This window comes from Pseudomonas sp. PS01298, from assembly GCF_029959745.1.
Taxonomy (GTDB): Bacteria; Pseudomonadota; Gammaproteobacteria; order Pseudomonadales; family Pseudomonadaceae; genus Aquipseudomonas; species Aquipseudomonas aylmerensis.
Window position 1 is genome coordinate 1 of sequence record NZ_JASCPP010000052.1, and the last position, 26,904, is coordinate 26,904.

The 26,904-nt window shown below is 61.7% G+C and carries 26 protein-coding genes; 16 read left to right on the top strand and 10 right to left on the bottom strand.

Annotation, left to right across the window (positions count from 1 at the left end):
- Positions 1-815 precede the first annotated feature (815 nt).
- The 6 genes from prpD to QMX97_RS18480 all read right to left on the bottom strand — a co-directional run bounded on the left by prpD (position 816) and on the right by QMX97_RS18480 (position 9,270).
- Positions 816-2,300 carry a 2-methylcitrate dehydratase gene (gene prpD, locus QMX97_RS18455; protein WP_282397349.1) on the bottom strand — a complete coding sequence of 495 codons (1,485 nt, stop codon included), beginning with the start codon at positions 2,298-2,300 and terminating at the stop codon, positions 816-818.
- Positions 2,301-2,512: 212 nt separating this feature from the next.
- Positions 2,513-3,703, bottom strand: coding sequence for a 2-methylaconitate cis-trans isomerase PrpF (gene prpF, locus QMX97_RS18460; RefSeq protein ID WP_282397350.1), 1,191 nt, complete (start codon positions 3,701-3,703; stop codon positions 2,513-2,515).
- An 11-nt stretch (positions 3,704-3,714) separates the two neighbouring features.
- Positions 3,715-6,309, bottom strand: coding sequence for a Fe/S-dependent 2-methylisocitrate dehydratase AcnD (gene acnD, locus QMX97_RS18465; RefSeq protein WP_282397351.1), 2,595 nt, complete (start codon positions 6,307-6,309; stop codon positions 3,715-3,717).
- 138 nt (positions 6,310-6,447) lie between these two features.
- A complete protein-coding gene (gene prpC, locus QMX97_RS18470) occupies positions 6,448-7,575 on the bottom strand; it encodes a 2-methylcitrate synthase (RefSeq protein WP_120449478.1) in 1,128 nt (375 codons plus the stop codon).
- Between the two features lie 93 nt (positions 7,576-7,668).
- Positions 7,669-8,562 (bottom strand): methylisocitrate lyase, encoded by an 894-nt coding sequence (gene prpB, locus QMX97_RS18475; RefSeq protein ID WP_282397352.1) that lies wholly within the window; start codon positions 8,560-8,562, stop codon positions 7,669-7,671.
- 3 nt (positions 8,563-8,565) lie between these two features.
- The gene (locus tag QMX97_RS18480; protein WP_065909498.1) at positions 8,566-9,270 is read right to left on the bottom strand and encodes a GntR family transcriptional regulator; all 705 of its coding nucleotides are present in this window, start codon (positions 9,268-9,270) and stop codon (positions 8,566-8,568) included.
- 270 nt (positions 9,271-9,540) lie between these two features.
- Here QMX97_RS18480 and QMX97_RS18485 point away from each other — a divergent pair, with 270 nt between their 5' ends.
- From QMX97_RS18485 to QMX97_RS18505, 5 genes are all read left to right on the top strand, one after another.
- Positions 9,541-10,074 (top strand): ATP-dependent zinc protease, encoded by a 534-nt coding sequence (locus tag QMX97_RS18485; RefSeq protein ID WP_065909496.1) that lies wholly within the window; start codon positions 9,541-9,543, stop codon positions 10,072-10,074.
- A 5-nt stretch (positions 10,075-10,079) separates the two neighbouring features.
- Positions 10,080-11,612: an inactive transglutaminase family protein gene (locus QMX97_RS18490; RefSeq protein WP_065909494.1), complete on the top strand. Its 1,533-nt coding sequence runs from the start codon at positions 10,080-10,082 to the stop codon at positions 11,610-11,612.
- Positions 11,612-12,598 (top strand): alpha-L-glutamate ligase-like protein, encoded by a 987-nt coding sequence (locus tag QMX97_RS18495; protein WP_106802933.1) that lies wholly within the window; start codon positions 11,612-11,614, stop codon positions 12,596-12,598. The genes QMX97_RS18490 and QMX97_RS18495 overlap by 1 nt, the downstream gene beginning before the upstream one ends.
- 157 nt (positions 12,599-12,755) lie before the next feature.
- A complete protein-coding gene (gene pabB, locus QMX97_RS18500) occupies positions 12,756-14,099 on the top strand; it encodes an aminodeoxychorismate synthase component I (protein ID WP_282397353.1) in 1,344 nt (447 codons plus the stop codon).
- Between the two features lie 253 nt (positions 14,100-14,352).
- Positions 14,353-14,709, top strand: coding sequence for a transcriptional regulator (locus QMX97_RS18505; RefSeq protein ID WP_120449487.1), 357 nt, complete (start codon positions 14,353-14,355; stop codon positions 14,707-14,709).
- A 74-nt stretch (positions 14,710-14,783) separates the two neighbouring features.
- On the opposite strand, the gene thrH is transcribed toward QMX97_RS18505, so the two are convergent.
- Positions 14,784-15,401, bottom strand: coding sequence for a bifunctional phosphoserine phosphatase/homoserine phosphotransferase ThrH (gene thrH / locus QMX97_RS18510; RefSeq protein ID WP_282397354.1), 618 nt, complete (start codon positions 15,399-15,401; stop codon positions 14,784-14,786).
- A 153-nt stretch (positions 15,402-15,554) separates the two neighbouring features.
- Between thrH and QMX97_RS18515 the strand changes: the two genes are divergently transcribed.
- From QMX97_RS18515 to QMX97_RS18525, 3 genes are all read left to right on the top strand, one after another.
- Complete coding sequence (locus QMX97_RS18515; RefSeq protein ID WP_016973617.1) at positions 15,555-16,289, top strand: phosphoadenylyl-sulfate reductase; 735 nt, start codon at positions 15,555-15,557, stop codon at positions 16,287-16,289.
- Between the two features lie 416 nt (positions 16,290-16,705).
- Complete coding sequence (locus QMX97_RS18520; protein ID WP_282397355.1) at positions 16,706-18,232, top strand: NCS1 family nucleobase:cation symporter-1; 1,527 nt, start codon at positions 16,706-16,708, stop codon at positions 18,230-18,232.
- Between the two features lie 13 nt (positions 18,233-18,245).
- Complete coding sequence (locus tag QMX97_RS18525; protein ID WP_282397356.1) at positions 18,246-18,974, top strand: aspartate/glutamate racemase family protein; 729 nt, start codon at positions 18,246-18,248, stop codon at positions 18,972-18,974.
- A gap of 176 nt (positions 18,975-19,150) precedes the next feature.
- Here QMX97_RS18525 and QMX97_RS18530 read toward each other — a convergent pair whose 3' ends face one another.
- Positions 19,151-20,074: a LysR family transcriptional regulator gene (locus QMX97_RS18530; protein WP_282397357.1), complete on the bottom strand. Its 924-nt coding sequence runs from the start codon at positions 20,072-20,074 to the stop codon at positions 19,151-19,153.
- 106 nt (positions 20,075-20,180) lie between these two features.
- Between QMX97_RS18530 and QMX97_RS18535 the strand changes: the two genes are divergently transcribed.
- Positions 20,181-20,927 carry a 3-oxoacyl-ACP reductase family protein gene (locus tag QMX97_RS18535; protein WP_106802926.1) on the top strand — a complete coding sequence of 249 codons (747 nt, stop codon included), beginning with the start codon at positions 20,181-20,183 and terminating at the stop codon, positions 20,925-20,927.
- Between the two features lie 86 nt (positions 20,928-21,013).
- Here QMX97_RS18535 and QMX97_RS18540 read toward each other — a convergent pair whose 3' ends face one another.
- Complete coding sequence (locus QMX97_RS18540; RefSeq protein ID WP_106802925.1) at positions 21,014-21,703, bottom strand: HAD-IA family hydrolase; 690 nt, start codon at positions 21,701-21,703, stop codon at positions 21,014-21,016.
- A 105-nt stretch (positions 21,704-21,808) separates the two neighbouring features.
- Positions 21,809-22,657 (bottom strand): oxidoreductase, encoded by an 849-nt coding sequence (locus tag QMX97_RS18545; RefSeq protein WP_282397358.1) that lies wholly within the window; start codon positions 22,655-22,657, stop codon positions 21,809-21,811.
- Positions 22,658-22,755: 98 nt separating this feature from the next.
- Between QMX97_RS18545 and QMX97_RS18550 the strand changes: the two genes are divergently transcribed.
- The 7 genes from QMX97_RS18550 (at position 22,756) to QMX97_RS18580 (ending at position 26,749) form a co-directional block, all read left to right on the top strand.
- The gene (locus tag QMX97_RS18550) at positions 22,756-23,652 is read left to right on the top strand and encodes a LysR family transcriptional regulator (RefSeq protein WP_262133418.1); all 897 of its coding nucleotides are present in this window, start codon (positions 22,756-22,758) and stop codon (positions 23,650-23,652) included.
- 28 nt (positions 23,653-23,680) lie between these two features.
- Complete coding sequence (locus QMX97_RS18555) at positions 23,681-24,037, top strand: DUF2784 domain-containing protein (RefSeq protein ID WP_106802922.1); 357 nt, start codon at positions 23,681-23,683, stop codon at positions 24,035-24,037.
- Between the two features lie 83 nt (positions 24,038-24,120).
- A complete protein-coding gene (locus QMX97_RS18560; protein WP_282397359.1) occupies positions 24,121-24,699 on the top strand; it encodes a DUF4337 domain-containing protein in 579 nt (192 codons plus the stop codon).
- Positions 24,700-24,832: 133 nt separating this feature from the next.
- Complete coding sequence (locus QMX97_RS18565; RefSeq protein WP_106802921.1) at positions 24,833-25,492, top strand: M24 family metallopeptidase; 660 nt, start codon at positions 24,833-24,835, stop codon at positions 25,490-25,492.
- Positions 25,493-25,508: 16 nt separating this feature from the next.
- Positions 25,509-25,862: a gamma-glutamylcyclotransferase family protein gene (locus tag QMX97_RS18570; RefSeq protein ID WP_120449503.1), complete on the top strand. Its 354-nt coding sequence runs from the start codon at positions 25,509-25,511 to the stop codon at positions 25,860-25,862.
- A gap of 101 nt (positions 25,863-25,963) precedes the next feature.
- Positions 25,964-26,299, top strand: a complete 336-nt coding sequence (locus QMX97_RS18575; protein WP_065909457.1) for a hypothetical protein — start codon at positions 25,964-25,966, stop codon at positions 26,297-26,299.
- A gap of 72 nt (positions 26,300-26,371) precedes the next feature.
- Positions 26,372-26,749 (top strand): c-type cytochrome, encoded by a 378-nt coding sequence (locus QMX97_RS18580; RefSeq protein ID WP_106802919.1) that lies wholly within the window; start codon positions 26,372-26,374, stop codon positions 26,747-26,749.
- The last annotated feature ends 155 nt before the right edge of the window (positions 26,750-26,904 follow it).

Below are 26,904 nucleotides of genomic sequence, written 5' to 3' on the forward strand. Positions count from 1 at the left end.
GGGCTTGCTCGCGAAGGCGGTGTGTCAGCGCCACATGAGCTGACTGGTCCACCGTATTCGCGAGCAAGCCCGCTCCCACATTGGATCGATGGTGCTTTTTAGATCACCACAAATCGACAAACCGGTTTACCGGTGGGCTTGCAAGCCCGTCTGCACGACACCGACCACTTGTGGGAGCTGGCTTGCCTGCGATGAATCCACCTCGGTATGCCAGAAGTATCGAGGTGATGCCATCGCGGGCAAGCCCGGCTCCCACACTGGATTGATGTTGCTTTTAGATCACGACAAATCGACAAACCGGTTTACCGGTGTGCCTGCAAGCCCGTCTGCACGACACCGACCACCTGTGGGAGCTGGCTTGCCTGCGATGAATTCACCTCGGTACATCAGAAGTATCGAGGCGATGCCATCGCGGGCAAGCCCGGCTCCCACACAAGCCGGGTCCGACACGCTGGCTAGATCACGAACAAATCGACAAGCCGGTTTACCGGTGGCTTGCAAGCCCGTCTGCACGACACCGACCCCTTGTGGGAGCTGGCTTGCCTGCGATGAATTCACCTCGGTCCTCCAGAAGTATCGAGGCGATGCCATCGCGGGCAAGCCCGGCTCCCACACAAGCCAGGTCCGAAACGCTGGCTGGATCACGAACAAATCGACAAACCGGTTTACCGGCATGCCTGCAAGCCCGTCTGCACGACACCGACCACCTGTGGGAGCTGGCTTGCCTGCGAATTCACCTCGGTCCTCCAGAAGTATCGAGGCGATGCCATCGCGGGCAAGCCCGGCTCCCACACAAGCCGGGTCCGACACGCTGGCTAGATCACGAATAAATCGACAAACCGGTTTACCGGTGTGGCTTCAAGCCGTGCCTGGTCTTTGCACAAGGCAAAAATCTCGGCGCTGCGCTGCGCGGTGAAGCGTGTGGCCAGGTTGGCCTTGAACTTGTCCTCCAGCAACGGAATGCCATCCACCCGACGCCGACGATGACCGATCGGGTATTCCACCGCGACCTGCTCGGTGCTGGAGCCGTCCTTGAAAAACACCTGCACCGCGTTGGCGATCGAGCGCTTGTCGGCTTCCAGGTATTCGCGGCTGTAGCGTGGGTCTTCGACGATGACCATCTTGTCGCGCAGCTCATCGATGATCGGGTGCGCCGCGTGGAATTCATCTTCGTACTGCTCGGCCACCAGGTTGCCGAACGCCAGCGGCACGGCGGTCATGTATTGCAGGCAGTGGTCACGGTCGGCGGCGTTGGCCAGTGGGCCGACCTTGGAAATGATGCGAATCGCCGACTCATGAGTGGTGATCACGATGCGTTCGATCTGGTGCAGGCGCTCCTTGACCTGCGGGTGCAAGGTCACCGCCGCCTCGCAGGCGGTTTGCGCATGGAACTCGGCGGGGAAGCTGATTTTGAACAGCACGTTCTCCATCACATAGGTGCCATACGGCTGGGACAGGCTGAACGCGCGCTTGTCTTCGGGCTTGAGGGCCAGGTCTTTGTTGGTGTGGCTGAACAGCACATCGTAGAACCCCCACTGCGGCGCACTCAGCACACCGGGGATGCCCATCTCACCGCGCAGGGCGATGTCCGCCAGGCGTACGCCACGGCTCGACGCGTCCCCCGCCGCCCAGGATTTGCGCGAGCCGGCGTTCGGCGCATGGCGGTAGGTGCGCAAGGCCTGGCCATCGACAAAGGCGTGAGACAGCGCCGCCAGCAGTTGCTCGCGATTGGCGCCCATCAGCTTGGCGGTGACGGCAGTCGAGGCGACTTTCACCAGCAGCACATGGTCAAGGCCGACGCGATTGAAGGAGTTTTCCAGTGCGATCACGCCCTGGATCTCATGCGCCATGATCATCGCTTCCAGCACCGCGCGCACGGTCAGCGGCGTATCGCCATTGGCCACGCGTTTCTGCGAGAGGTGATCGGCCACGGCCAGGATGCCGCCGAGGTTATCCGACGGGTGGCCCCACTCGGCGGCGAGCCAGGTGTCGTTGTAGTCGAGCCAGCGCACGATGCAACCGATGTCCCAGGCCGCCTTGACCGGGTCGAGGCGAAACGACGTGCCCGGCACCCGCGCGCCGAACGGCACCACCGTGCCCTCGACCATCGGCCCGAGGTGCTTGGTGCACTCGGGGAAACGCAGGGCCAGCAGCCCGCAACCGAGGGTGTCCATCAGGCAGTTGCGGGCGGTGTCCAGTGCCGCCTCGGAATCGATCCGGTAATCGAGGACGTAGTCGGCGATGTCCTGCAACACCTGGTCGTAGTCGGGGCGGTTGTTCTGGTCGACGTTGGTGCTCATGGCAGTTCTCCAAAAGTTAGGGGTTGTTCCATCCTCAGGGTCAGGTTGATGTGTCATGGCAGGTCTGATTGCCTGCCTTGGTCCTACGCAAATCCTCGCCCCCTTTGCAGGCGCTGGCTTGCCGGCGATAGCGGTTTGTCAGTTCAGACAAGTGTGGCCTGACACGCCGTCATCGCGGGCAAGCCCGCTCCCACAAGGGAGCGGTGTTGATATTAGAAAGCGTCGCCGGGAATGCGCACCCAGCCTTCCATCAATACCCGCGCACTGCGGCTCATGATGGCTTTTTTCACGACCCACTCACCGTTCACCTGGGTCGCTTCCGCGCCGACGCGCAAGGTGCCGGACGGATGCCCGAAGCGCACGGCATTACGCTCGATGCCGCCTGCAGCGAGGTTGACCAGCGTGCCGGAAATCGCCGCTGCCGTGCCGATCGCCACCGCGGCGGTGCCCATCATCGCGTGGTGCAGCTTGCCCATGGACAGTGCGCGCACCAGCAAATCCACATCGCCGGCCTTGATCGCCTTGCCGCTGGACGCCACGTAATCCGCAGGTTTAGCCACAAACGCGACCTTCGGCGTGTGTTGACGCTGGGCGGCTTCGTCCAGGTGCTTGATCAGGCCCATGCGCAACGCGCCATGGGCGCGCACGGTTTCGAACATCGCCAGCGCCTTGGGGTCGCTGTTGATCGCGCCCTGCAGCTCGGTGCCGGTGTAGCCGAGGTCTTCGGCGTTGATGAAAATCGTCGGGATGCCGGCGTTGATCAATGTCGCCTTGAAGGTGCCGACACCCGGAACTTCGAGGTCGTCGACCAGGTTGCCGGTAGGGAACATAGAGCCACCACCGCCCTCTTCTTCCGCCGCCGGATCGATGAACTCCAGCTGCACTTCGGCAGCCGGAAAGGTCACGCCATCCAGCTCGAAATCGCCGGTCTCCTGCACCGCGCCGTCAGTGATCGGCACGTGGGCGATGATGGTCTTGCCGATATTGGCCTGCCACACCCGCACCACGGCCACGCCGTTGCGGGGCACGCGCGCCGGGTCGATCAATCCGGCGCTGATCGCGAACGAGCCGACTGCCGCCGACAGGTTGCCGCAGTTGCCACTCCAGTCGACAAACGGCTTGTCGATGGAGACCTGGCCAAACAGGTAGTCCACGTCGTGATCGGCGCGGGCGCTTTTGGCGAGGATCACGCTCTTGCTGGTGCTCGACGTGGCGCCGCCCATGCCATCGATCTGTTTGTCATAGGGGTCGGGGCTGCCGATGACCCGTAACAGCAAGGCATCGCGTGCGGCGCCCGGCACCTGCGCCGCTTCGGGCAGGTCCTTGAGGCTGAAAAACACGCCCTTGCTGGTGCCGCCACGCATGTAGGTGGCGGGGATCTTGATTTGCGCTGCGTGTGCCATGGTTATCCTCTTCAGGCGGTCGCCGCCGATTCCAGGAAGTCCTGGGCAAAACGTTGCAACACGCCGCCCGCCTCGTAGATCGACACTTCTTCGGCGGTGTCCAGGCGGCAGGTCACCGGCACTTCGACACGTTCGCCATTCTTGCGGTTGATCACCAGTGTCAGTCGCGCACGCGGGGTGCGCTCACCGACCACGTCATAGGTTTCGCTGCCGTCGATCTGCAGGGTGTGGCGGTCGGTGCCCGGCAGGAATTCCAGCGGCAACACGCCCATGCCGACCAGGTTGGTGCGGTGGATGCGCTCGAAGCCTTCGGCGGCAATCGCTTCCACACCGGCCAGGCGCACGCCCTTGGCCGCCCAGTCGCGGGACGAGCCCTGGCCGTAGTCGGCGCCGGCAATGATGATCAGCGGTTGCTTGCGTTCCATGTAGGTTTCGATGGCTTCCCACATCCGCGTGACCTGGCCTTCCGGCTCGATACGCGCCAGCGAACCCTGCTTGACCTTGCCGTTCTCCTGCACCATTTCATTGAACAGTTTCGGGTTGGCGAACGTCGCGCGCTGCGCGGTCAGGTGGTCGCCACGGTGCGTCGCGTACGAGTTGAAGTCGACTTCCGGCAGGCCCATCTTCGCCAGGTATTCGCCGGCGGCGCTGTCGAGCATGATCGCGTTGGACGGCGACAGGTGATCGGTGGTGATGTTGTCCGGCAGCACCGCCAGCGGACGCATGCCCTTGAGCGGACGGGCGCCGGCCAGGGCGCCTTCCCAATACGGCGGACGGCGGATATAGGTGCTCTGCGGGCGCCACTCGTACAGCGGCGCCACTTTGGGGCCGGTGTCTTCGTGGATGGCGAACATCGGGATGTACACGGCGCGGAACTGCTCCGGCTTGACCGAGGCCTTGACCACGGCGTCGATTTCTTCATCGCTTGGCCAGATGTCCTGCAAGCGAATTTCCTTGCCCTCGGCGTCCAAGCCCAGCACATCCTTTTCGATGTCGAAACGAATGGTGCCGGCAATCGCGTATGCCACCACCAGCGGCGGTGAAGCCAGGAACGCTTGCTTGGCGTACGGGTGGATGCGCCCGTCGAAGTTGCGGTTGCCCGACAGCACGGCGGTGGCGTACAGGTCGCGGTCGATGATTTCCTGCTGGATCACTGGATCGAGTGCACCGGACATGCCGTTGCAGGTGGTGCAGGCGAAGGCCACCACGCCGAAGCCAAGCTTTTCCAGCTCATGGCCCAGGCCGGCTTCTTCCAAGTACATGGCCACGGTTTTCGAGCCCGGGGCCAGCGACGACTTTACCCACGGTTTGCGCGTCAAGCCGAGCTTGTTGGCGTTGCGCGCCAGCAGGCCGGCCGCGATCACGTTGCGCGGGTTGCTGGTGTTGGTGCAACTGGTGATGGCGGCGATGATCACCGCGCCGTCGGGCATTTGCCCCGGCACTTCATCCCATTGGCCGGAAATGCCTTTGGCAGCCAGGTCGCGGGTAGCGACGCGAGCGTGCGGGTTGCTCGGGCCGGCCATATTGCGCACGACGCTGGACAGGTCGAAGGTCAGGCCGCGCTCGTATTGCGCGCCCTTGAGGTCATCGCCCCACAAACCGGTGTGGCGAGCGTACTGCTCGACCAGGGTGACTTGCTCGTCTTCGCGGCCAGTGAGTTTCAGGTAGGCGATGGTCTGCTGATCGATATAGAACATGGCCGCGGTGGCGCCGTATTCCGGCGCCATGTTGGAGATGGTCGCGCGGTCGCCCAGGGTCAGCTTCGAGGCGCCTTCGCCGAAAAATTCCAGCCACGCACCGACGACTTTCTGTTGACGCAGGAACTCGGTCAACGCCAGCACCATGTCGGTGGCGGTGATGCCCGGCAGCAGCTTGCCGGTCAGCTCTACACCGATGATTTCCGGCAGGCGCATCCACGACGCGCGACCGAGCATCACGCTCTCGGCTTCCAGGCCGCCGACGCCGATGGCGATCACGCCGAGGGCATCCACGTGCGGGGTATGGCTGTCGGTGCCGACGCAAGTGTCGGGGAAGGCCACGCCGTCGCGCACCTGGATCACCGGGGACATTTTCTCCAGGTTGATCTGGTGCATGATGCCGTTGCCCGGTGGGATCACGTCGACGTTCTTGAAGGCCTTTTTGGTCCACTCGATAAAGTGGAAACGGTCTTCGTTGCGGCGGTCTTCGATGGCGCGGTTTTTCTCGAAGGCGTCCGGGTCAGAACCACCGGCTTCGACCGCCAGGGAGTGATCGACGATCAGTTGAGTCGGCACCACCGGGTTGACCTGGGCCGGGTCGCCGCCTTGCAGGGCGATGGCATCGCGCAGGCCGGCGAGGTCCACCAGCGCGGTCTGGCCGAGGATGTCATGGCACACCACACGCGCCGGAAACCACGGGAAATCGAGGTCGCGCTTGCGCTCGATCAATTGGCTCAGGGAGGCGTTGAGAGTTGCCGGGTCGCAACGGCGTACCAGGTTCTCCGCAAGCACGCGGGAGGTGTAGGGCAAGGTGGCGTAGGCACCGGGGCTGATTGCATCGACAGCCGCGCGGGCGTCGTAGAAATCCAGGCGGCTGCCGGGGAGCGGTTTGCGAAATTCAGTGTTCATCGTCAGGACTCGGTCACGGTAGTTACAAAAGAAGAACCGAAGCAGATCCAGAATTGGAATGTGATCAAAATGTGGGAGGGGGCAAGTCCCCTCCCACACTTGACCTCATACCCATTCCCGGATCGCCGGTTACCTCACTCAGCGACGTTCGATTGGCACGAACTTGCGCTGCTCGACGCCGATGTACTCGGCGCTTGGACGGATGATGCGGTTGTTGGCGCGCTGTTCGAACACGTGCGCAGCCCAGCCAGTGAGGCGCGAGCACACGAAGATCGGCGTGAACAGCTTGGTCGGGATGCCCATGAAGTGGTACGCCGAGGCATGGTAGAAGTCGGCATTCGGGAACAGCTTTTTCTGCTCCCACATGGTCTTGTCGATGGCTTCGGACACCGGGAACAGCACCTTGTCGCCTACTTCGTCGGCGAGTTTTTTCGACCAGCCCTTGATCACTTCATTACGCGGGTCGCTGTCTTTGTAGATCGCGTGGCCAAAGCCCATGATCTTGTCCTTGCGCGCCAGCATGCCGAGGGTGCCTTCGACAGCTTCCTCGGCCGAACCGAAGCGCTCGATCATTTCCATCGCCGCTTCGTTGGCGCCGCCGTGCAGCGGGCCACGCAGCGAGCCGATGGCGGCGGTGACGCAGGAATACAGGTCGGACAGGGTCGAGGCACACACGCGGGCGGTGAAGGTCGAGGCGTTGAACTCGTGCTCGGCGTAGAGGATCAGCGACACGTTCATGACTTTCACGTGCAGCTCGCTCGGCTTCTTGCCGTGCAGCAGGTGCAGGAAGTGGCCGCCAATGGTTGGCTCTTCGGTCACGCAGTCGATGCGCTTGCCGTCGTGGCTGAAGCGGTACCAGTAGCACATGATCGCCGGGAACGCGGCGAGCAGGCGATCGGTCACGTCGCGCTGCACGCTGAAGTCTTTTTCGGGTTCGATATTGCCCAGGAACGAGCAACCGGTACGCATCACGTCCATCGGGTGTGCGTCAGCGGGGATGCGCTCCAGCACTTCTTTCAACGCTTGCGGCAGGTCGCGCAGCTTGCCCAGCTTGGCGCTGTAGGCGGCCAGCTCGGCTTTGGTCGGCAACTCGCCGTACAGCAGCAGGTAGGCAACTTCTTCAAACTGCGCATCGGCGGCCAGTTCGCGCACGTCGTAGCCGCGATAGGTCAGGCCGGCACCCGCCTGGCCCACGGTCGACAGTGCGGTCTGCCCGGCCACCTGGCCACGCAGGCCAGCGCCACTCAGTACTTTTGCTTCAGCCATGTCTGTTCTCCAATCTTGAATTTATTCGGGAGGCGTTCGTCAACCTCGACCCTGCAGGAGCCGGTTTGCCGGCTCCTGCAGGGTTGGCAGGCATTACTTTTTCGCGGCAAACAGTGCGTCGAGCTTCTGCTCGAAGGTGTGGTAGTCGATGCGATCGTAAAGCTCCATGCGGGTTTGCATGGTGTCGATCACGTTCTGTTGGGTGCCGTCGCGACGGATCGCGGTGTAGACATTCTCGGCGGCCTTGTTCATGGCGCGGAAAGCCGAGAGCGGGTACAGCACGATGGAAACATCGGCAGATTTCAACTGTTCGACGGTGTACAGCGGGGTCGCACCGAACTCGGTGATGTTGGCCAGGATCGGGGCGTTCACGCGGGAGGCGAACAGCTTGTACATGTCCAACTCGGTGATGGCTTCCGGAAACACCATGTCGGCGCCGGCCTCGATGCACGCGGCGGCACGCTCCAGGGCCGATTCCAAGCCTTCGACGGCCAGCGCGTCGGTGCGCGCCATGATCACGAAGCTGTCATCGGTGCGTGCATCCACGGCGGCCTTGATGCGGTCGACCATTTCCTGCTGCGACACGATTTCTTTATTAGGACGATGACCGCAGCGCTTGGCGCCTACCTGGTCTTCGATGTGGATGGCGGCGGCGCCGAACTTGATCATCGACTTGACGGTGCGCGCCACGTTGAACGCCGAGGAGCCGAAGCCGGTGTCCACGTCCACCAGCAGCGGCAGGTCGCACACGTCGGTGATGCGGCGCACGTCGGTGAGTACGTCGTCCAGGCCGGTGATGCCCAGGTCAGGCACGCCCAGGGAACCGGCAGCCACCCCGCCACCCGACAGGTAGATCGCCTTGAAACCGGCGCGCTTGGCCAGCAGCGCGTGGTTGGCGTTGATTGCACCGACCACCTGCAGCGGCTGCTCGCTGGCGACCGCGTCACGGAAACGCTGGCCTGGAGTGCTTTTGTTGTTAGAACTCATGACTCACCTCTTCAGGGGGGCGCCGTCGGGGAAATGACGGGCAATGTTGCGTTTGGAAGCGCCGATGTGCCGGCGCATCAACAATTCGGCCAGTTCGCCGTCGCGGTCGGCAATCGCATCCAGGATGCGATGGTGCTCGGCGAAGGCCTGGCGTGGACGATTGGGGGTGGCGGAAAACTGGATGCGGTACATGCGCACCAATTGGTACAGCTCGCCGCAGAGCATTTGGGTCAGGGTGCGATTACCGGCGCCTTGAATTATCCGGTAATGAAAATCGAAGTCGCCTTCCTGCTGGTAGTAGCCGAGGCCGGCCTGGAATGCTTCGTCGCGCTCATGGGTGTGCAGCACCTGGCGCAACTCCTCGATTTCCGCGTCGGTCATGCGCTCGGCGGCCAGGCGACACGCCATGCCTTCGAGCGACTCGCGGATTTCATACAGTTCGATCAGCTCGGCATGGCTCAACGACACGACCCGGGCGCCCACGTGGGGCACGCGCACCAGCAGGCGCTGGCCTTCCAGGCGGTGGATCGCCTCGCGCAACGGGCCACGGCTGATGCCGTAAGTGCGCGCCAGTTCCGGCTCGGAGATCTTGCTGCCGGGGGCGATCTCACCCTTGACGATGGCGGCCTGGATACGGCGAAAGACGTTCTCCGACATCGTTTGGGATTCGTCCGACGCGATTATCGGAGCTTCTGGCTGACCCAGCATATTGTCGACACCTTCAAAAGCAATGCCGCAAAAACTAGCTAATCAGGCCTGCTTAGTCAAAGAATAAATCCACATTGTCGACAATCGTCTAATAACCCTTGATGCACCCGCCCCCGGCATGGCCGGCTGCCAGCGCTGGCGCCAAAAAAGCATCATGTTAGAATGCCCGCCGCATTTGCCTGACATCGCTTGATGAAACGGCGCACCAGAGATTGAGCAGCAATGCCAGTCGCCATGAATGGAACATCGCACTGCACCGCCTCAGGATCTATGAGACTCAAGCCCTTCCCCCTGTTTTGCCTACTGTTCGTCCCCGGTCTTGGCATTGCCGCCGAGAAGACCGTGTATGGCCTCAACGAATACGCCCAATTGGCCGGCATCGACCTGGAAGTCGCGGCCAAGCTGGACACGGGCGCCAAGACCGCGTCCCTCAGCGCCCGTGACATCAAGCGCTTCAAGCGCAACGGCGAATCCTGGGTGCGCTTCTACCTGGCGATCGACACCGCCCACTCCCATCCCATCGAACGCCCCCTGGCCCGCGTCAGCAAGATCAAGCGCCGCGCCGGTGACTACGACCCCGATGAGGACAAGAACTACACTGCCCGCCCGGTGATTGCCCTCGACATCTGCATGGGCACCGCTTTACGCAGCATCGAAGTGAACTTGACTGACCGCAGCGCCTTCCAATACCCGCTGCTGATCGGCTCCGAAGCGTTGAAACGCTTTGATGCGCTGGTCGACCCCAGTCTTAAATATGCAGCAGGCAAACCCGCCTGCGCCGCCGACGCTCATACCGCCGAGTAAACCGAATGCGCTCTCTGACCCTGCACCTGAAAATCCTCATCACCATCCTGGTGGTGCTGGGTATTTCGGTCACCGCCTACCAGATCTTCGTGCTGGGGATTCCCGTTACCGAGGACGCCACTGACGACTTGTGGAACATCGACGCCAAGGTCGAGTTCGTCGCCAACCCCAAGGACCCGGTGAAGATCCAGATGTTCGTGCCGCCGCTGAGCCGCGACTTCGTCAGCCTCAATGAAAGCTTCATCTCCAATAACTATGGGGTGAGCGTCAATCGCATCGACGGCAACCGCAAGGTCACCTGGTCGGCGCGTCGGGCCAAGGGCAACCAGACCCTCTACTATCGCCTGGTATTGACCAAGCGCTACAGCGGCGAAAAGGTCAAGGTCAAGGGCCCGACCTTCCGCGACAGCATTGCCGTGGAAGGCCCGGAAAAAATCGCCGCCGAAGCCCTGCTGGCGCCGATTCGCCAGCACTCGGCCGACGTCGAGACCTTTATCAGCGAAGCCATCAAGCGCACCAACAACCTCAACGACGACAACGTCAAGCTGCTGCTGGCGGGCGACCCGTCGACGCCGCACAAGGCCAAGATCGTCGAGTTGCTGCTGTCCATCGCCCATGTGCCGGTGGAAAAAGTCCACACCATCCGCCTGGTGGCCGACCAGCCGCAAGCCCCGGAACTGTGGCTGCGCAGCTTCAACGGCAATGACTGGCTGTACTTCAACCCGGAGACCGGCGAGCAAGGCCTGCCCGCCGACCGCCTGCTGTGGTGGACTGGCGATGAGAACCTGATCACCGTGGATGGCGGCAAGAAAGCCATGGTCACCTTCAGCTTGAACAACAGCGAGATGAACGCGATTCGCCTGGCCAAGCTGACCGACGAGAACACCGACGCCAACTTCCTCGAGTACTCGCTGTACGGCTTGCCGCTGCAAACCCAGCAGACCTTCATGATCATGGTGATGATCCCGATCGGTGTGCTGGTGATCCTGATCCTGCGCAACCTGATCGGCCTGCAGACCCTCGGCACGTTCACGCCGGTGCTGATCGCCCTGGCGTTCCGCGAGACGCAGTTGGGCTTCGGGATTGTGCTGTTCACCATTATTACCGCGCTGGGGCTGTCCCTGCGTTCCTACCTGGAACACCTGAAGCTGCAGATGCTGCCGAGGCTCTCGGTGGTGCTGACCTTCGTGGTGGTGCTGATCGCCGCCATCAGCCTGTTCAGCCACAAGCTGGGGCTGGAGCGCGGACTGTCGGTGGCGCTGTTCCCGATGGTGATCCTGACCATGACCATCGAACGCCTGTCGATCACCTGGGAAGAACGCGGCGCCAACCATGCGCTGAAAGTCGCAATCGGCACGCTGTTCGCCGCCTCCCTGGCGCACCTGATCATGAGCGTGCCGGAGCTGGTCTACTTCGTGTTCACCTTCCCGGCGATCCTGCTGATCCTGGTGGGCTTCATGCTGGCCATGGGGCGTTATCGCGGCTACCGCCTGACCGAACTGGTGCGCTTCAAGGCTTTCTTGAAGGCTGACTCGTAATGTTCGGCTTCTGGAAGACCTGGAAGGCCCTCGAAGCGCGGGGGATCATGGGCATCAACCGGCGTAATGCCGACTACGTGCTCAAGTACAACAAGCGCAGCCTGTACCCGATCGTGGATGACAAGATCATCACCAAGGAACGGGCCATGGCTGCCGGCATCCACGTGCCGGAAATGTACGGGGTGATTTCCACCGAGAAGGAAATCGACAAGCTCGACGAGATCATCGGCGGGCGCAGCGACTTCGTGATCAAGCCGGCGCAGGGCGCCGGCGGCGACGGCATCCTGGTGGTGGCGGACCGTTTTGAGGGCCGCTACCGCACGGTGTCGGGCAAGATCATCAGTCATGAAGAGATCGAGCACCAGATTTCCAGCATCCTCACCGGCCTGTATTCCCTGGGCGGCCACCGCGACCGCGCGCTGATCGAATACCGCGTGGTGCCCGACCAGATCTTCAAGAGCATCAGCTACGAAGGCGTGCCGGATATCCGCATCATCGTACTGATGGGCTACCCGGTAATGGCCATGCTGCGCCTGCCGACCCGCCAGTCCGGCGGCAAGGCCAACCTGCACCAGGGCGCGATCGGTGTGGGTGTCGACCTGGCCACCGGCCTGACCCTGCGCGGCACCTGGCTGAACAACATCATCACCAAACACCCCGACACCACCAACGCGGTGGATGGCGTGCAACTGCCCAACTGGGACGGTTTCATGAAGCTCGCGGCCGGCTGCTATGAGCTGTGCGGGCTGGGTTATATCGGCGTGGACATGGTGCTGGACCAGGAGAAAGGCCCGCTGATTCTGGAACTGAATGCGCGGCCGGGGCTGAATATCCAGATCGCCAACGACTGCGGCCTGACCCTGCGCACCCACGCGGTCGAAGCGCGACTGGAAACACTCAAAGCCGCCGGCGTGACGGAAACCGCCGAGGAGCGAGTGAAGTTTGTGCAGGAGATGTTCGGGCATATACCGCTGGTAGAAGGCTGAGGGCGTCATCGCCGGCTTGCCGGCGATAGCAGCCTGGGTAGCAATGAAGCGCTCAGGATAGGTCCTCGATCTAACTATCCCCGACATCCCCCCTAGGACGAGATCCTACAGAAGACTACAATCCCCTCCCCCCAAGCCAACGGCTGATCCACCCCGCATGTCGACCTGCTCCGTACACCCAGTGCCCTACCGGGCCAACCCCGCCGAGTATTTTGCGGCGATCCGCCATGCCCCTGGCGCGGTGCTGCTCGACAGCGGCCGCCCCTCAGCCGAGCGCGGTCGTTACGACGTGCTCAGCGCCTGGCCACTGGCGACGTTGACGGTACAACCTGACGAAAGCGGCAGCGATTTCCTGCAGCGTCTACGCGAAAACCTGACACAGCTGGGTGAGGCGGCGATTCCCCAAGGTCTGGAGCTGCCGTTTGCCGGAGGCCTGATTGGCTACCTGAGTTACGACTTTGGCCGGCACCTGGAACACATGCCGCAGCTGGCCGTGGACGATTTGCACCTGCCGGACGCACGCTTTGGGCTGTACGCCTGGGCACTGATCAGTGATCACCTGAAGCAGACCAGCCAACTGGTGTTTCATCCCTCGCTGGCCGACAGCGAGCGCCCACGGCTGACGGCGCTGTTCAGCCAGGGCGTTGTCGACACCGCCGCGACCTTCAAACTCCAGGGGCCAATGGCGCCGGACCTCAGCGCCGAGGCTTATCGCCAAGCCATCGTGCGCATCCAGGACTATATCCAGGCCGGCGACTGCTACCAGGTCAACTTCGCCCAGCGTTTCCGCGCGCCGTGCAGCGGCGATCCCTGGGTGGCCTACTGCGCGCTGCGCGAAGCCTGCCCCACGCCATTCTCAGGGTTCCAGAGCCTGCCGGATGACGGCGCGCTACTCAGCCTGTCGCCGGAGCGTTTCGTGCACATCAGCGAGCGCCGCGTCGAAACCCGTCCGATCAAGGGCACCCGCCCCCGGGGCCTCACGCCCGAGGAAGACGCGGCCAACGCCGCCGAACTGCTGGCCAGCCCCAAGGATCGCGCGGAGAACCTGATGATCGTCGACCTGCTGCGCAACGACCTCGGTCGCACCTGCCGTACCGGCTCGGTACATGTCCCGGAACTGTTCAGCCTGGAAAGCTACCCCAACGTGCACCACCTGGTGAGCAGCGTGACCGGTGAATTGGCCGACACCAAGGATGCCCTCGACCTGATCGCCGGCAGCTTCCCCGGCGGCTCCATCACCGGCGCCCCGAAGATTCGCGCAATGCAGATCATCGACGAGCTGGAACCGACCCGACGCGGCCTGTACTGCGGCTCGCTGGTGTACCTGGACGTGCGCGGCGAGATGGACAGCTCCATCGCCATCCGCAGTTTGCTGGTCAAGGACGGCCAGGTGTGCTGCTGGGGCGGCGGCGGGATCGTCGCGGACTCGCAGTGGGAGGCCGAATATCAAGAGTCGCTGACCAAGGTACGGGTGTTGTTACACACTTTGGAAAACCTGTAGGGCCGTCTTTCCGGCCTCCTGGCCACCCTGGCAAAAACCTGAATCAGAGCCGTTGTGGACGGCGCATGGGCGGGCGGATAGCGTCAACCGCCCACCAGCCCACTGTGAAGGATCACATGAAGCGACTGCCAGCTCGTCAGAAATCATTTCCGCGATTGCATCCCTTCCCACCTGCACCTATGATCTCCCAAATTGGGAGGTTGCAGCGATGCGGATAATCGCCCTACGACCAGATCAATGCGGAGACCGTGTGATGAACATCAAACCGATACATTCCCAGGAGGACCTGACCGCTGCGCTTGCCCGCGTGGAACAGATCTGGGGAGCAGCAATAGGCTCACCTGAGGGTGACGAGCTGGAAATTCTCGCCATACTCATCGAAAAATACGAGGCGGAGCATTTTCCAATGCCGCCTTCGGACCCGGTGGAAGCGATCAAATTTCGCATGGAGCAACTGGGCATGACCGCCCGTGATCTTGAGCCCTTCATTGGGACGAGCGGGCGAGTCTCCGAAGTGCTGAATCACAAGCGCAAGCTGAGCCTTTCGATGATCAAGCGCTTGCATGAAGGCCTGCGCATTCCTTATGAGCGGCTGCTGGCAGGGGCCTAGAATCTTTCACCAGCAAGCCGGCGCCTACATGGATTACACATGACCTGCAGGCGCCGGCTTGCCAGGGATAGTCGTTACAGGCTCAACTGCCGATTCGAGGCCTTGATGAACTCTTTCTTCAAATCCTCGAACGTATGCACCGCCGGGAATTGCGGGAACTCTCGAATCACATTCTCCGGCGCATGGAACAAAATCCCACGGTCGGCTTCGCCCAGCATGCTGGTGTCGTTGTAGGAATCGCCAGCGGCGATCACGCGGTAGTAGAGCGTCTTGAACGCCAGTACCGATTGGCGCTTGGGGTCTTTCTGGCGCAGTTGGTAGCTGACCACGCGGTCGTTTTCGTCGGTGATGAGGCGATGGCACAACAACGTCGGGAAGCCCAGCTGACGCATCAGCGGCTGCGAGAATTCGTAGAAGGTGTCGGACAGGATCACCACCTGGAAGCGTTCGCGCAGCCAATTGACGAACTCAATGGCGCCGTCCAGCGGCGTGAGGGTGGCGATCACTTCCTGGATGTCGGCGAGTTTCAGCCCGTGTTCGTCGAGGATGCGCAGGCGTTGCTTCATCAGCACATCGTAGTCGGGAATGTCCCGGGTGGTGGCCCGCAAAGATTCAATACCGGTTTTTTCGGCGAAGGCGATCCAGATTTCCGGAACCAACACCCCTTCCAGGTCAAGACAGGCAATTTCCACAAGACGCTCCCATTGGTTTTATTGAATTGAGCCAGCAAAAAAGGACTGCCGAACTCTAGCGATTCAAGCCCGCCGCCGCAACGCAGGGCGGATTTTGATACCATCACTTCCCTATAGAGCGCTCAGCGCCACTGACCTGTAGGAACCGTCCTGATGAACCAAGCCTTCGACGTCGCTGAACTCGCCGCGACTTATGCCAACAAATCCGCCCAGGATATTCTCAAGCTGGCTTTCAGCCAGTTCGGTGATGACCTGTGGATTTCCTTCAGCGGCGCCGAGGACGTGGTGCTGGTGGACATGGCCTGGAAGCTCAACAAGAACGTCAAGGTGTTCAGCCTCGACACAGGCCGCCTGCACCCGGAGACCTACCGGTTCATCGAGCAGGTGCGCGATTTCTACAAGATCGATATCGAACTGATCTCGCCGGACCAGAGCAAACTGGAACCTTTCGTCAAAGAGAAAGGCCTGTTCAGCTTCTACAAGGACGGCCATGGCGAATGCTGCGGCGTGCGCAAGATCGAGCCGTTGCGTCGCAAGCTCTCGGGCGTCAGCGCCTGGGCTACCGGCCAGCGCCGTGACCAGAGCCCTGGCACACGCAGCCAGGTGGCGGCACTCGAAATCGATACGGCGTTTTCCACCCCCGAACGCACCCTGTACAAGTTCAACCCGCTCGCGCAGATGACCAGCGAAGAAGTCTGGGGCTACATCCGCATGCTCGAACTGCCCTACAACAGCCTGCATGAACGCGGCTTCATCAGCATCGGCTGCGAACCCTGCACCCGCCCGGTGCTGCCGAACCAGCACGAGCGCGAAGGCCGCTGGTGGTGGGAAGAAGCCACGCAGAAGGAATGCGGGCTGCACGCCGGGAACATCATCAGCAAGGCCTGAGGGCCGATTTGGCTAACAATCTGGGAGCGGGCTCGCCGTAGCAAGCCCGCCCTGCATTTGTTGTTTGTTACCAGCAATCATGTACACAGAGATGTAACCATCGGTGCCATTTATGTGTGCAATCTTTCTGAGCCCGCACCATAACGTAACACCTCGACACGCCCTTCCCTTCCCCTCCTGAATCGACCCCAGGCAGCGTAAAAATAAATAGCTGTTCGAACGGTCAATTTATATCGCTTTAGATTCAGCTAGTTATTTACCAACCCTGCAAAAACGAAATTACCCGCCGTTTTCATAGAACGAAAACTGGCACGCATGTGGCTTAAGGTGAAAAACGCTTTGTATACAATAAAAACAAAACCTACATACACTTTGCCATCAGCGGCTTGCCTGCCGATGTGCTGGAGCCTGCCGGAATGCGTACTAGTCTCTCCAATAATATCGCACTGGATCTGCCCTCCTCCCTGAGCCCCGAGACCACAGGTCCCGGCCCGCTGGTACTGAGCCCGCGTCTGCACAACAAGGACCTGGCCCCCACCAAGGTCGAAGGCCGGCGCTGGGGCCGCTACAGCATCTTTGCGCTGTGGACCAACGATGTGCACAACATCGCCAACTACTCGTTCGCCATTGGCTTGTACGCCCTGGGCCTGGGTGGCTGGCAGATCCTGTTGTCTCTGGAGATCGGCGCAGCGCTGGTGTATTTCTTCATGAACCTGTCGGGGTACATGGGGCAGAAGACCGGCGTGCCGTTTCCCGTGATCAGCCGTATCAGTTTCGGCATCCATGGCGCGCAGATCCCGGCACTGATCCGCGCGGTGATTGCGATTGCCTGGTTCGGTATCCAGACCTACCTGGCCTCGGTCGTTTTCCGCGTGTTGCTTACCGCCATTCATCCAGGCTTCGCCGCCTATGACCACAACTCGATCCTGGGCCTGTCGTCCCTTGGCTGGGTGTGTTTTGTCGCGATCTGGCTGGTACAGCTGGTGATCCTGGCCTACGGCATGGAGATGGTGCGGCGCTATGAAGGCTTCGCCGGGCCGGTGATTCTGCTGACGGTGGCCTCGCTGGCCGGCTGGATGTACTTCCAGGCGGGCGGCAACATTGCCTGGTCGATCCGTGAACCGCTGAGCGGCGGTGAGATGTGGCGCAATATCTTTGCAGGTGGCGCGCTGTGGCTGGCGATCTACGGCACGCTGATCCTCAACTTCTGCGACTTCGCCCGCTCCTCGCCATGCCGCAAGACCATCCTGGTCGGCAACTTCTGGGGCCTGCCGGTGAATATCCTGGTGTTCGCGGCGATCACCGTGCTGCTCTGCGGCGGGCAGTTCCAGCTCAATGGCCGGGTGATCGAAAGCCCCACCGAAATCATCGCGGCCATCCCCAATACGTTTTTCCTGGTGCTCGGTTGCCTGGCGTTCCTGATCGTCACCGTGGCGGTGAACATCATGGCCAACTTTGTCGCGCCGGCCTTTGTGCTGAGCAACCTGGCGCCCAAGTACCTGAACTTCCGCCGCGCCGGGTTGATCAGCGCCACCGTGGCGGTGCTGATCCTGCCGTGGAATCTCTACAACAGCCCGCTGGTGATCGTGTATTTCCTCTCTGGCCTGGGCGCGCTGCTGGGGCCGTTGTACGGGGTGATCATGGTCGATTACTGGTTGATCCGTAAAAGCCAGGTGGACGTGCCCCAGCTGTATAGCGAAGACCCGAAAGGCGTTTATTACTACAGCCGTGGGGTGAATATGCGCGCGGTCGCGGCGTTCATTCCTGCAGCGGTGATCGCCATCCTGTTGGCGCTGTTGCCGGGATTTGCCAGCGTCTCGCCGTTTTCCTGGCTGTTTGGCGCCGGTATTGCAGGGCTGCTGTACCTGCTGATCGCCAAGCGCCAGGCGTTCTACGCCGATATCAGCGGCGAAAGCATTGCAGTCGATAACGTCAGTCATTAATCAAGGACCTTCCATGCGTATCCTCGTGGTCAACGTCAACACCACCGAATCCATCACCGAGACCATTGCCCAACAGGCACGCGCTGCGGCGGCACCGGGCACCGAGATTGTCGGGCTCACGCCGTACTTCGGTGCGGAGTCGGTGGAGGGCAACTTTGAAAGCTACCTGGCCGCCATCGCCGTGATGGACCGCGTGATGGCCTACGACCAGCCGTTTGATGCGGTGATCCAGGCCGGCTACGGCGAACACGGCCGTGAAGGTTTGCAGGAATTGTTGAACGTGCCGGTGGTGGACATCACCGAAGCGGCCGCCAGCACCGCGATGTTTCTCGGTCATGCCTATTCGGTGGTGACCACCCTGGACCGTACCGTGCCGCTGATCGAGGACCGCCTGAAACTCGCCGGCCTGTACCAGCGCTGCGCCTCGGTGCGCGCCAGTGGCATGGCCGTATTGGAGCTGGAAGAAAACCCGCTGGCGGCCATGGAAGCCATTGTGCGCCAGGCAGAGTTGGCCATCAGCGAGGACAAGGCCGAGGTGATCTGCCTGGGCTGCGGCGGCATGGCCGGGCTGGATGAGCAGATTCGCCAGCGCACCGGGGTGCCGGTGGTGGATGGCGTGACGGCGGCGGTGACCATCGCCGAATCCCTGGTGCGGCTGGGGTTGTCGACGTCGAAGATTCGTACGTATGCCACGCCGCGGCCGAAGAAAGTTATCGGCTGGCCGGGCAGGTTTGATCGGTAGACCGAGGTGGGGCTATCGCAGGCAAGCCAGCTCCCACATTGGAATGGGGTCGGCCGGCAGGCTTGGTCGGTAGGCCGAGGTAGGGGTATTGCTGGCAAGCCAGCCCCCCATTGGAATGGGGTCGGTTGTGGGAGCCGGGCTTGCCCGCGATGGCGTCACCGCGGTTCAAGGGCGGGTCAAATCGCGCTGAATCGCCGGCCCAACTGGTGCTCGGCAAACTGCTCGATGATGAAGTCCACAAACGCCCGGGTCTTGCCGGGCAGCAGTTTGTGTTCGGCGTAGTAGATCGAGATAGTGCCGTCATCGACGTACCAGTCGGGCAGCACCCGCACGACCGCGCCGCTGTCGAGGAACGGCACGGCCATCGGCATGCTCACCAACGCGATGCCCAGGCCCTGGGCGCTGGCGCAGCAGGCGGCTTCCGAGTCGCTCATGGTCATACCGGGCTTGAGCACCAGCGGGCGCTGTTCGCGCCCGATACTGGTGAGTTGCCAGGAACGAATGCGCCCGGTTTGCGGCGAGCGGATCAGGATGCCCTTGCAGCGGGCCAGGTCTTCAGGCGAAAGGACCGGCGGGCGCCGCGCCAAGTAATCCGGCGAGGCCACCAGCACGCGATGCGCCGGCGACAGCTTGCGGGCGACCACCCCTTGCGGCAGCTCGAAACCACCGCCGATCGCGGCATCAAAACCTTGGCCGATCAGGTCGACCTGGCGGTTATCGAAATGCCAGTCCGGGCTGATGTCCGGAAAGCGCCGCATGAATTCTCCCAGCAGTGGCACCACATACCGATTGCCAAACACCGGGCCCATGCTGACCTTGAGCGTGCCCACCGGCCGCCCTTCGGCGCTGGCCAGGTTGGCCACGGCATTCTGGATGGTGGTAAGGCTGGCGCTGACTTCTTCGAGGAACAGTTTGCCGGCTTCGGTCAGGGTCAGGCGCCGGGTGCTGCGCTGGAACAGGCGCACGCCGAGGCGCGCTTCCAGCTTGGCGACGCTTTTGCCGACCGCTGCCGGGGTCAGGCTCAGGTGTCGCGCCGCCTCGGCAAAACTGCCGCCCTCGGCGCTGCGCACGAAGCATTCGATACTGCCAAAGCTTTCCATATCAACCCATTCAAAACTTTTGGTTTACACAGACTATAGCAATCACGGTCTACCGGGTGGCTGGGGTGAGGTCGATACTCGCCTCATCAACTACTCGGAGATCGACATGACCACACAAAACCTCACCGGCAAAGTCGCCTTGATCCAGGGCGGTTCTCGCGGCATCGGCGCCGCCATCGTCAAGCGCCTGGCCGCACAAGGCGCAGCGGTCGCCTTTACCTACGTCAGCTCGGCCGCCAAGGCGCAAGCCCTGCAGGACAGCGTAATCAGCGAAGGCGGCAAAGCCCTGGCGATTCACGCCGACAGCGCCGATGCCACGGCGATTCGCAACGCCGTCAATGCCACCGTCGAAGCCTTCGGGCGCCTGGATATCCTGGTAAACAACGCCGGCGTACTGGCCATCGCGCCGCTGGAAGATTTCACCTTGGAAGATTTCGACCAGACCCTGGCGATCAACGTGCGCAGTGTATTTATCGCGACCCAGGAAGCAGCCAGGCACATGGGCGAAGGCGGCCGGGTGATCAATATCGGCAGCACCAATGCCGAGCGCATGCCGTTTGGCGGCGGTGGCCCGTACGCGATGAGCAAGGCGGCGCTGGTGGGACTGACCAAAGGCCTGGCGCGCGACCTGGGGCCACGGGGCATTACCATCAACAACGTGCAGCCGGGTCCGGTGGACACCGACATGAACCCTGCAGACAGTGACTTCGCCGAAAGCCTGATCGGCTTGATGGCCGTGGGCCGTTACGGGCATGTCGAAGAGATTGCCAGTTTCGTCGCGTATCTCGCCGGGCCTGAGGCCGGTTACATCACCGGGGCAAGCCTGACCATTGATGGCGGTTTCAGCGCATAACCCTTGCAGGAGCCCGGCGTGCCGGCGATGGCGATCTTGAGGACGCCATCGCCGGCAAGCCGGGCTCCTACAGTTGATTGTGGGATTTAATTGAACGGCGGCAGGCCATACGCAGCCAGGTCAAACTCCGCGAGTTTGCGGATGATCTGGTCGGCGTGGTGGTACTTGCTGTCGGCCATGGCTTCGTCGGGCACCGCAATGGCGGTCATGTGGGCGGCCTTCGCGGCGGTCACACCGAACGGCGAATCCTCGAACACCAGGCAGTCTTCAGGCGCCACGCCGAGTCGGCGCGCGGCGGTGAGGAAGATATCCGGCGCTGGCTTGGCGGCACCGACTTCCGGGTCGTCAGCCGTCACAATGGTGTCGAACAACCCGAACCACTCGCGGTGCAACGTGGTTTTGTGGCCAAACGAATTACGCGACGAACTGGTGCCCACGGCAATCGGGATGTTGTGCGCCTTCAAGTGCCGCACCAGCGCTTCGGCGCCAGGCATGCCCAGGGCCTTGGGAAAGCGCTCGCTCATCAGCGGTTCGCGGATCTCGAGAAACTCGGCCGGGGTGATCGGCAGGTCCAGCGCCTTGACCACATAATCGGCCAAGTCCTGGGCACCGCGCCCGATGATGTGCTGCTTAATGCCCCAGTCGTAGGTACGCCCGTAGCGTTCGGCGATGATCTGCGTGACTTCGGTGTAGATGCCTTCCGTGTCCAGCAACAATCCGTCCATATCAAAAATCACGGCCTTGATCGGACCGACTGCAGTACGCGGTGCATTCATCAGTAAAACACCCTGGGGAAGGACTAAAAGGATTCAGCACAATAGCGGCCCGGGTTGCCTGCAAGCAACCACCGCGGCCACGATTACCTTCGTCCCCCCCAAGGCTCACTCAGGAAAATCCGCCCCCTGCGTCACGTCCGCCCACGCTTCAAAGTCGGCACTCAATGCCTTGACCTTGGAGCGTGCAAAGCCCAGTGCAGCCTTGCCCAACAGCAAGCGCAGCGGCGGCTGCTCGGCCTCCACTGCCTTGACGATGGCAATCGCCGCGCGCACCGGATCACCCGGTTGCTTGCCGCTGTAATTGCGCACGGTGCTGGCACGGGCCGCTGCAGTATCGCGGTAGTCGTCGATGGCGTGCGCGGCCTCGTTGGCCGAACGTCCAGCCCAGTCGGTACGGAACGGCCCCGGCTCCACCAGCAGGACCTTGATCCCCAGCGGCGCGACTTCCTGGGACAGCGCTTCGGACAAACCCTCCACGGCAAACTTGGTGGCGTTGTAGAAACTCAGGGAGGGGAACGCAGCAATACCGCCCACCGAAGAAATATTCACCACCGTGCCCGAGCGCCGCGCACGCATGCCGGGCAGTACCGCGCGGGTCATGGCGCTGAGGCCCCACACGTTGATTTCGAACATGCGGCGCACTTCGTCCAGCTGGCTTTCTTCGAACGCGCCGAAGTAGCCGATCCCGGCATTGTTGACCAGCACATCGATATGCCCGAAGTGCGCCTGCGCCGCCTGCACCGCCGCCTCGACCTGGGCCTGGTCCGTCACGTCCAGGGCCAGCACCAATGCGTGGTCTTCGTGACCGGCAACGATGTCCTGCACCTGTTGCGGATTGCGCGCGGTCACCACCGTCGGGTAGCCGAGGCTCAAGGTGTGCAACGCCAATTGACGGCCGAAACCGGTGGAGCAACCGGTGATAAACCAGACAGGTTTTGCAGTTGAATCGGTCATGAAGGGCATTCCTCGTGAGGTGAGGAAAAAAGTATGCGCGCGGGTGTTCTTGTTAAAAAGATGCATAATCCGCAAGCCCCTTTCGGAAAAACCACACAATGGACGCGCCGGATTTCCAGCAATTGCGCCTGTTCCTACAAGTCGCGCGCACCAAAAGCTTCACCCAGGCGGCGGATGCCGTCAGCCTTTCCGTGTCGACCGTCAGCCAGCGCGTCGGCGCCCTGGAGAAACAGCTGGGTGTGCGCCTGCTCAATCGCACCACCCGCAGCGTCAGCCTGACCGAGGCCGGCACACAGCTGCTGGAAAAAATCACGCCGCTGCTCGAAGAGCTGGAAACCAGTTTGCACAGTGTCGCCGCCGCTACCGTCGAGGCCAGCGGCACCTTGCGCCTCAACATCCCCTCCACCGCCAGCCGCATGGTGCTGCAACCGCTGTTGCAGGGTTTCCTGCACAAACACCCGGGGATCAATCTGGAAGTGGCCGTGGATAACGCGCTGGTCGATATCGTCGCCCAGGGCTTCGATGCGGGAATCCGCTACGACCACGTGCTGGCCGAGGACATGGTGGTGATCCCGGTGGCCCGGCAACTGCGCTTTGTGATTGTCGCCACTCCCGGCTACTTGCAGGGGCGCAGCGTGCCGACCCATCCTCACGATTTGCTCGAGCATGAATGCGTCAACTACCGCAGCGCACAAACCGGCCTGATGCACCGCTGGGATTTCGAAAAAGACGGCAAACCGCTGCGGGTCACGGTCAAGGGCCGACTGGCGACCAATGACATCGAACTGATGATCAGGGGCGCACTCGACGGCTTCGGCTTTGCCTACGTGGCGCGCTCCAGTGTCGAGGCGTATTTGCACAGCGGCGAGTTGGTGGAAGTCCTGGGCGACTGGATTACCCACAGCGCGTTGTATTTGTACTACTTCAACCGCAGCAACACGCCAAAGAAACTGCGGGTGTTTATCGACTACCTGCAACAACAACTCGGCGACTGACCCAGGCCCCCTTAAAAGCGAACCCATCATGCTCTATCGCGTTATAGCCGACGGCCTCGTGCTGTTTCACCTGTGCTTCATCCTGTTCGTGCTGTTCGGCGGGCTGCTGGCCCTCAAGTGGCGGCCCGTGATGTGGCTGCACCTGCCCGCCGCCGCGTGGGGCGTGGCGGTGGAGGTGTTCCACCTGCCCTGCCCGCTGACCCGCTGGGAAAACCTGTTTCGCCACCTCGCCGGACAGGACGGCTATGCCGGCGGATTCATCGAGCACTACATCCTCACGCTGATCTACCCGGCCGGGCTGACGCCACAGATCCAACTGGGGCTGGGCGCGCTGGTACTGCTGATCAACGCGGCGGTGTATGTGCGCTTGATCAGGCGCAGGTAGGAAATTTGCAGCGTTACGTACAGGATTGAGACAGCTGGCGTGGTGAAGAATCAGACTCCCTCATTCCGTTCGTAGACTCCCCCATGTCCGAAGCCTTCGAAGTCCCCAGCCCCCACGAAAAACACCTCGAACACACCACCGAACATGCCCACGGCCGCGGGGATAATTTCGCCAGCCGCATCGCCGTGATGACTGCGCTCATGGCCACCCTCGGTGCCATGCTCAGCTACCAGGCCGGCTCCACCGAAAGCGAAGCGGCGATGGACAAGAACAACGCCGCCATCATCAAGACTGAAGCGGCCAACCAATGGAACTACTACCAGGCCAAATCCAGCCGACAAAACCTGGCGGAACTGGCCACGCATATCCCCGGTGTGGACGCTGCGCATTACAAGGATGAGATCGAGCGCTACAAAAGCCAGAAGGAAGACGTGCGCAAGCAGGCGGAGAAACTTGAAGCCACCTCGAAGGAATGGGACGAGAAATCCGAACAGGCGCTGCACCAGCATCACCGCTGGGCCCAGGCGATGACCGCGATCCAGATCGCGATTTCGCTGGCGGCGATCACCTTGCTGACGCGCAAGGAGTGGCTTAAACGGATGTCCTACACGGCCGGCGGCATCGCCTTGGTGCTGGGTAGCCTGGCGTGGCTGCACGTCTGAACCTGCAGGCGCAAGCAGTGCGCTGTCGACAGAAAATGTCGGCACACGGCGCGTTTGCACTTTGGCTGCTCCGCTCTATCGCTATATAGTAAAATGCACAGCGCCTGATGCTGCTCAACGCGAGGAAAAGCCGGTGTCCACACAACCCAAAGAAGCCGTGGGCGCCGCCTACAGTATCGACTCCATGCGTTTTGCCCAGGCCATGACCTGGCAAGCCATCGAACAGCTTTCCCAGCGCATCCGCCCCGGCATGCTGGAGTCCGAAGCCCGCGAGCTGGGCAAGCAGGTGCTCGCCGACCTCGACATGCAACGCATCTGGCACCCGCTGCTGGTGCGCTTCGGCGCCAATACCCTGAAGGCCTTCAACCAACGCTCCGACGGCGACCCGGTGCTGGGCGAAAACGATATCTTCTTCATCGACATGGGCGCCGTGTGGCAAGGCCACGAAGGTGATGCCGGCGCGACCTTCGCCACCGGCAACGATCCGCAAATGCTCGCCTGCGCCAGCGCCGCCAAAGAGCTGTTCGACCGCGTGCAGGCCCGCTGGAAAAACGCCAAGGTCGTCGGCCTCGAGCTGTACCGCTACGCCGAAGAACAAGCCCAGGCCATGGGCTGGCGACTCAACCTCGACATCAAGGGCCACCGCGTCAGCGATTTCCCCCACGCCGTCCATCGCGGCGGAGACCTGGGCGACTTCGAGCACTACCCGAACGCCGGGTTGTGGATTCTTGAAATCCAGATCGCCCACCCGACCAAGCCGTATGGCGCCTTCTACGAAGACTTACTCGCCTGACTTTTAAGGAACATCCATGGACCGCTCCACCGAACATCCCGTGCTGCTGTTTTCCTACGGCACGTTGCAAGACAAAGCCGTGCAACTGGCCAACTTCGGCCGCGAGCTGACAGGCCAGCAGGACGCCATGCTCGGCTATTCGCAAAGCTGGGTCGAGATCACCGACCCAGAGGTGCTGGCAAGCAGTGGCAAGACCCATCACCCGATCGTGGCGCCGACCACCGAGCCAGGCGCCCAAGTCGAGGGCAGTGTGTTTCAGATTACCGAGCAGGAATTGGCCGCCGCCGATGCGTATGAAGTGTCGGACTACAAGCGCGTGTCGGTGGCGCTGGCGTCAGGCCTGACGGCATGGGTGTATGTACAAGCCTGAAGATGAAATTTCCGGCAAATGATTTCAATCTTGCAGGCCGGAGATTAGAGTGGCGCGCCTTCGAGAATTGAATCTCGATTTTTAGCCTATGGAGTTACCCCGTGAAGTACGTCAGTAAAGTGGTTGCAGCAGCTGTTCTCGGTTTCACCCTCGCAGGCTGCACCGGCACCGCCATCAAATCCCCGCAATACGACAGCAGCCAATACACCGTTCTCGGTCACAGCGAAGCCAGCGCCACCGGCATCATGCTCTTCGGCGTCATCCCGATCGGCCAGAACAGCCGCTTCGTCCGCGCCCAGGATGCCGCAATCAAGGCAAAAGGCGGCGACGCGCTGATCAACACCCAAGTCCAGGAAAACTGGTTCTGGGCTTGGGTACTGAGCGGTTACACCACCAAGATTTCCGGTGATGTGATCAAGCTGAAAACCGCACAGTAAGCGCACGACGTGAAAAAGCCGCTTATCTCTTCAAGAGAAAGCGGCTTTTTCATGCAATAAGGCCTGATAAAAATGAAAATCTTGGTCATCGCTTCGCTGGGGATCTTATCGCTGGCTCAAACACCCCTGGCCGTCGCGGAAAACAGCAACGGAAAAAACCTCTACCTGCAACGATGCGCGATGTGTCACGGCGCAGACATCAAGGCAACAGGCCCCCTGGCGCATAAAAGCACGCCTCCCACACCTGACCTCACGACCGCCGCTTTCAAGAAGCGCCTCAGTGATTATCCGGGCGTTATCGTTTCTTCGATAATACTTCGCCCTAACGGCGACTTGATCCCGAGAACGTTACGAGAGAACGGCGTAAAGCTGGCGCCGCACGCTTGGAGCATCCAGGATCTGCGTGATTTGAATCAGTACATGAGTGGCGTGATTTCGAAAGCGAGGTAATTTTCAGACGCCAGAAACCACAAACCCCCGGTTTTCTCTGGGAAAACCGGGGGTTTGTGTTTACTTAATGTGGCGGCGAAGGAGAGATTCGAAGCTACCCGTTCTCGATTTTCGGAACTAAGCCCCCCGGTTTACAAGGGCTGCAGCCCGGTGGC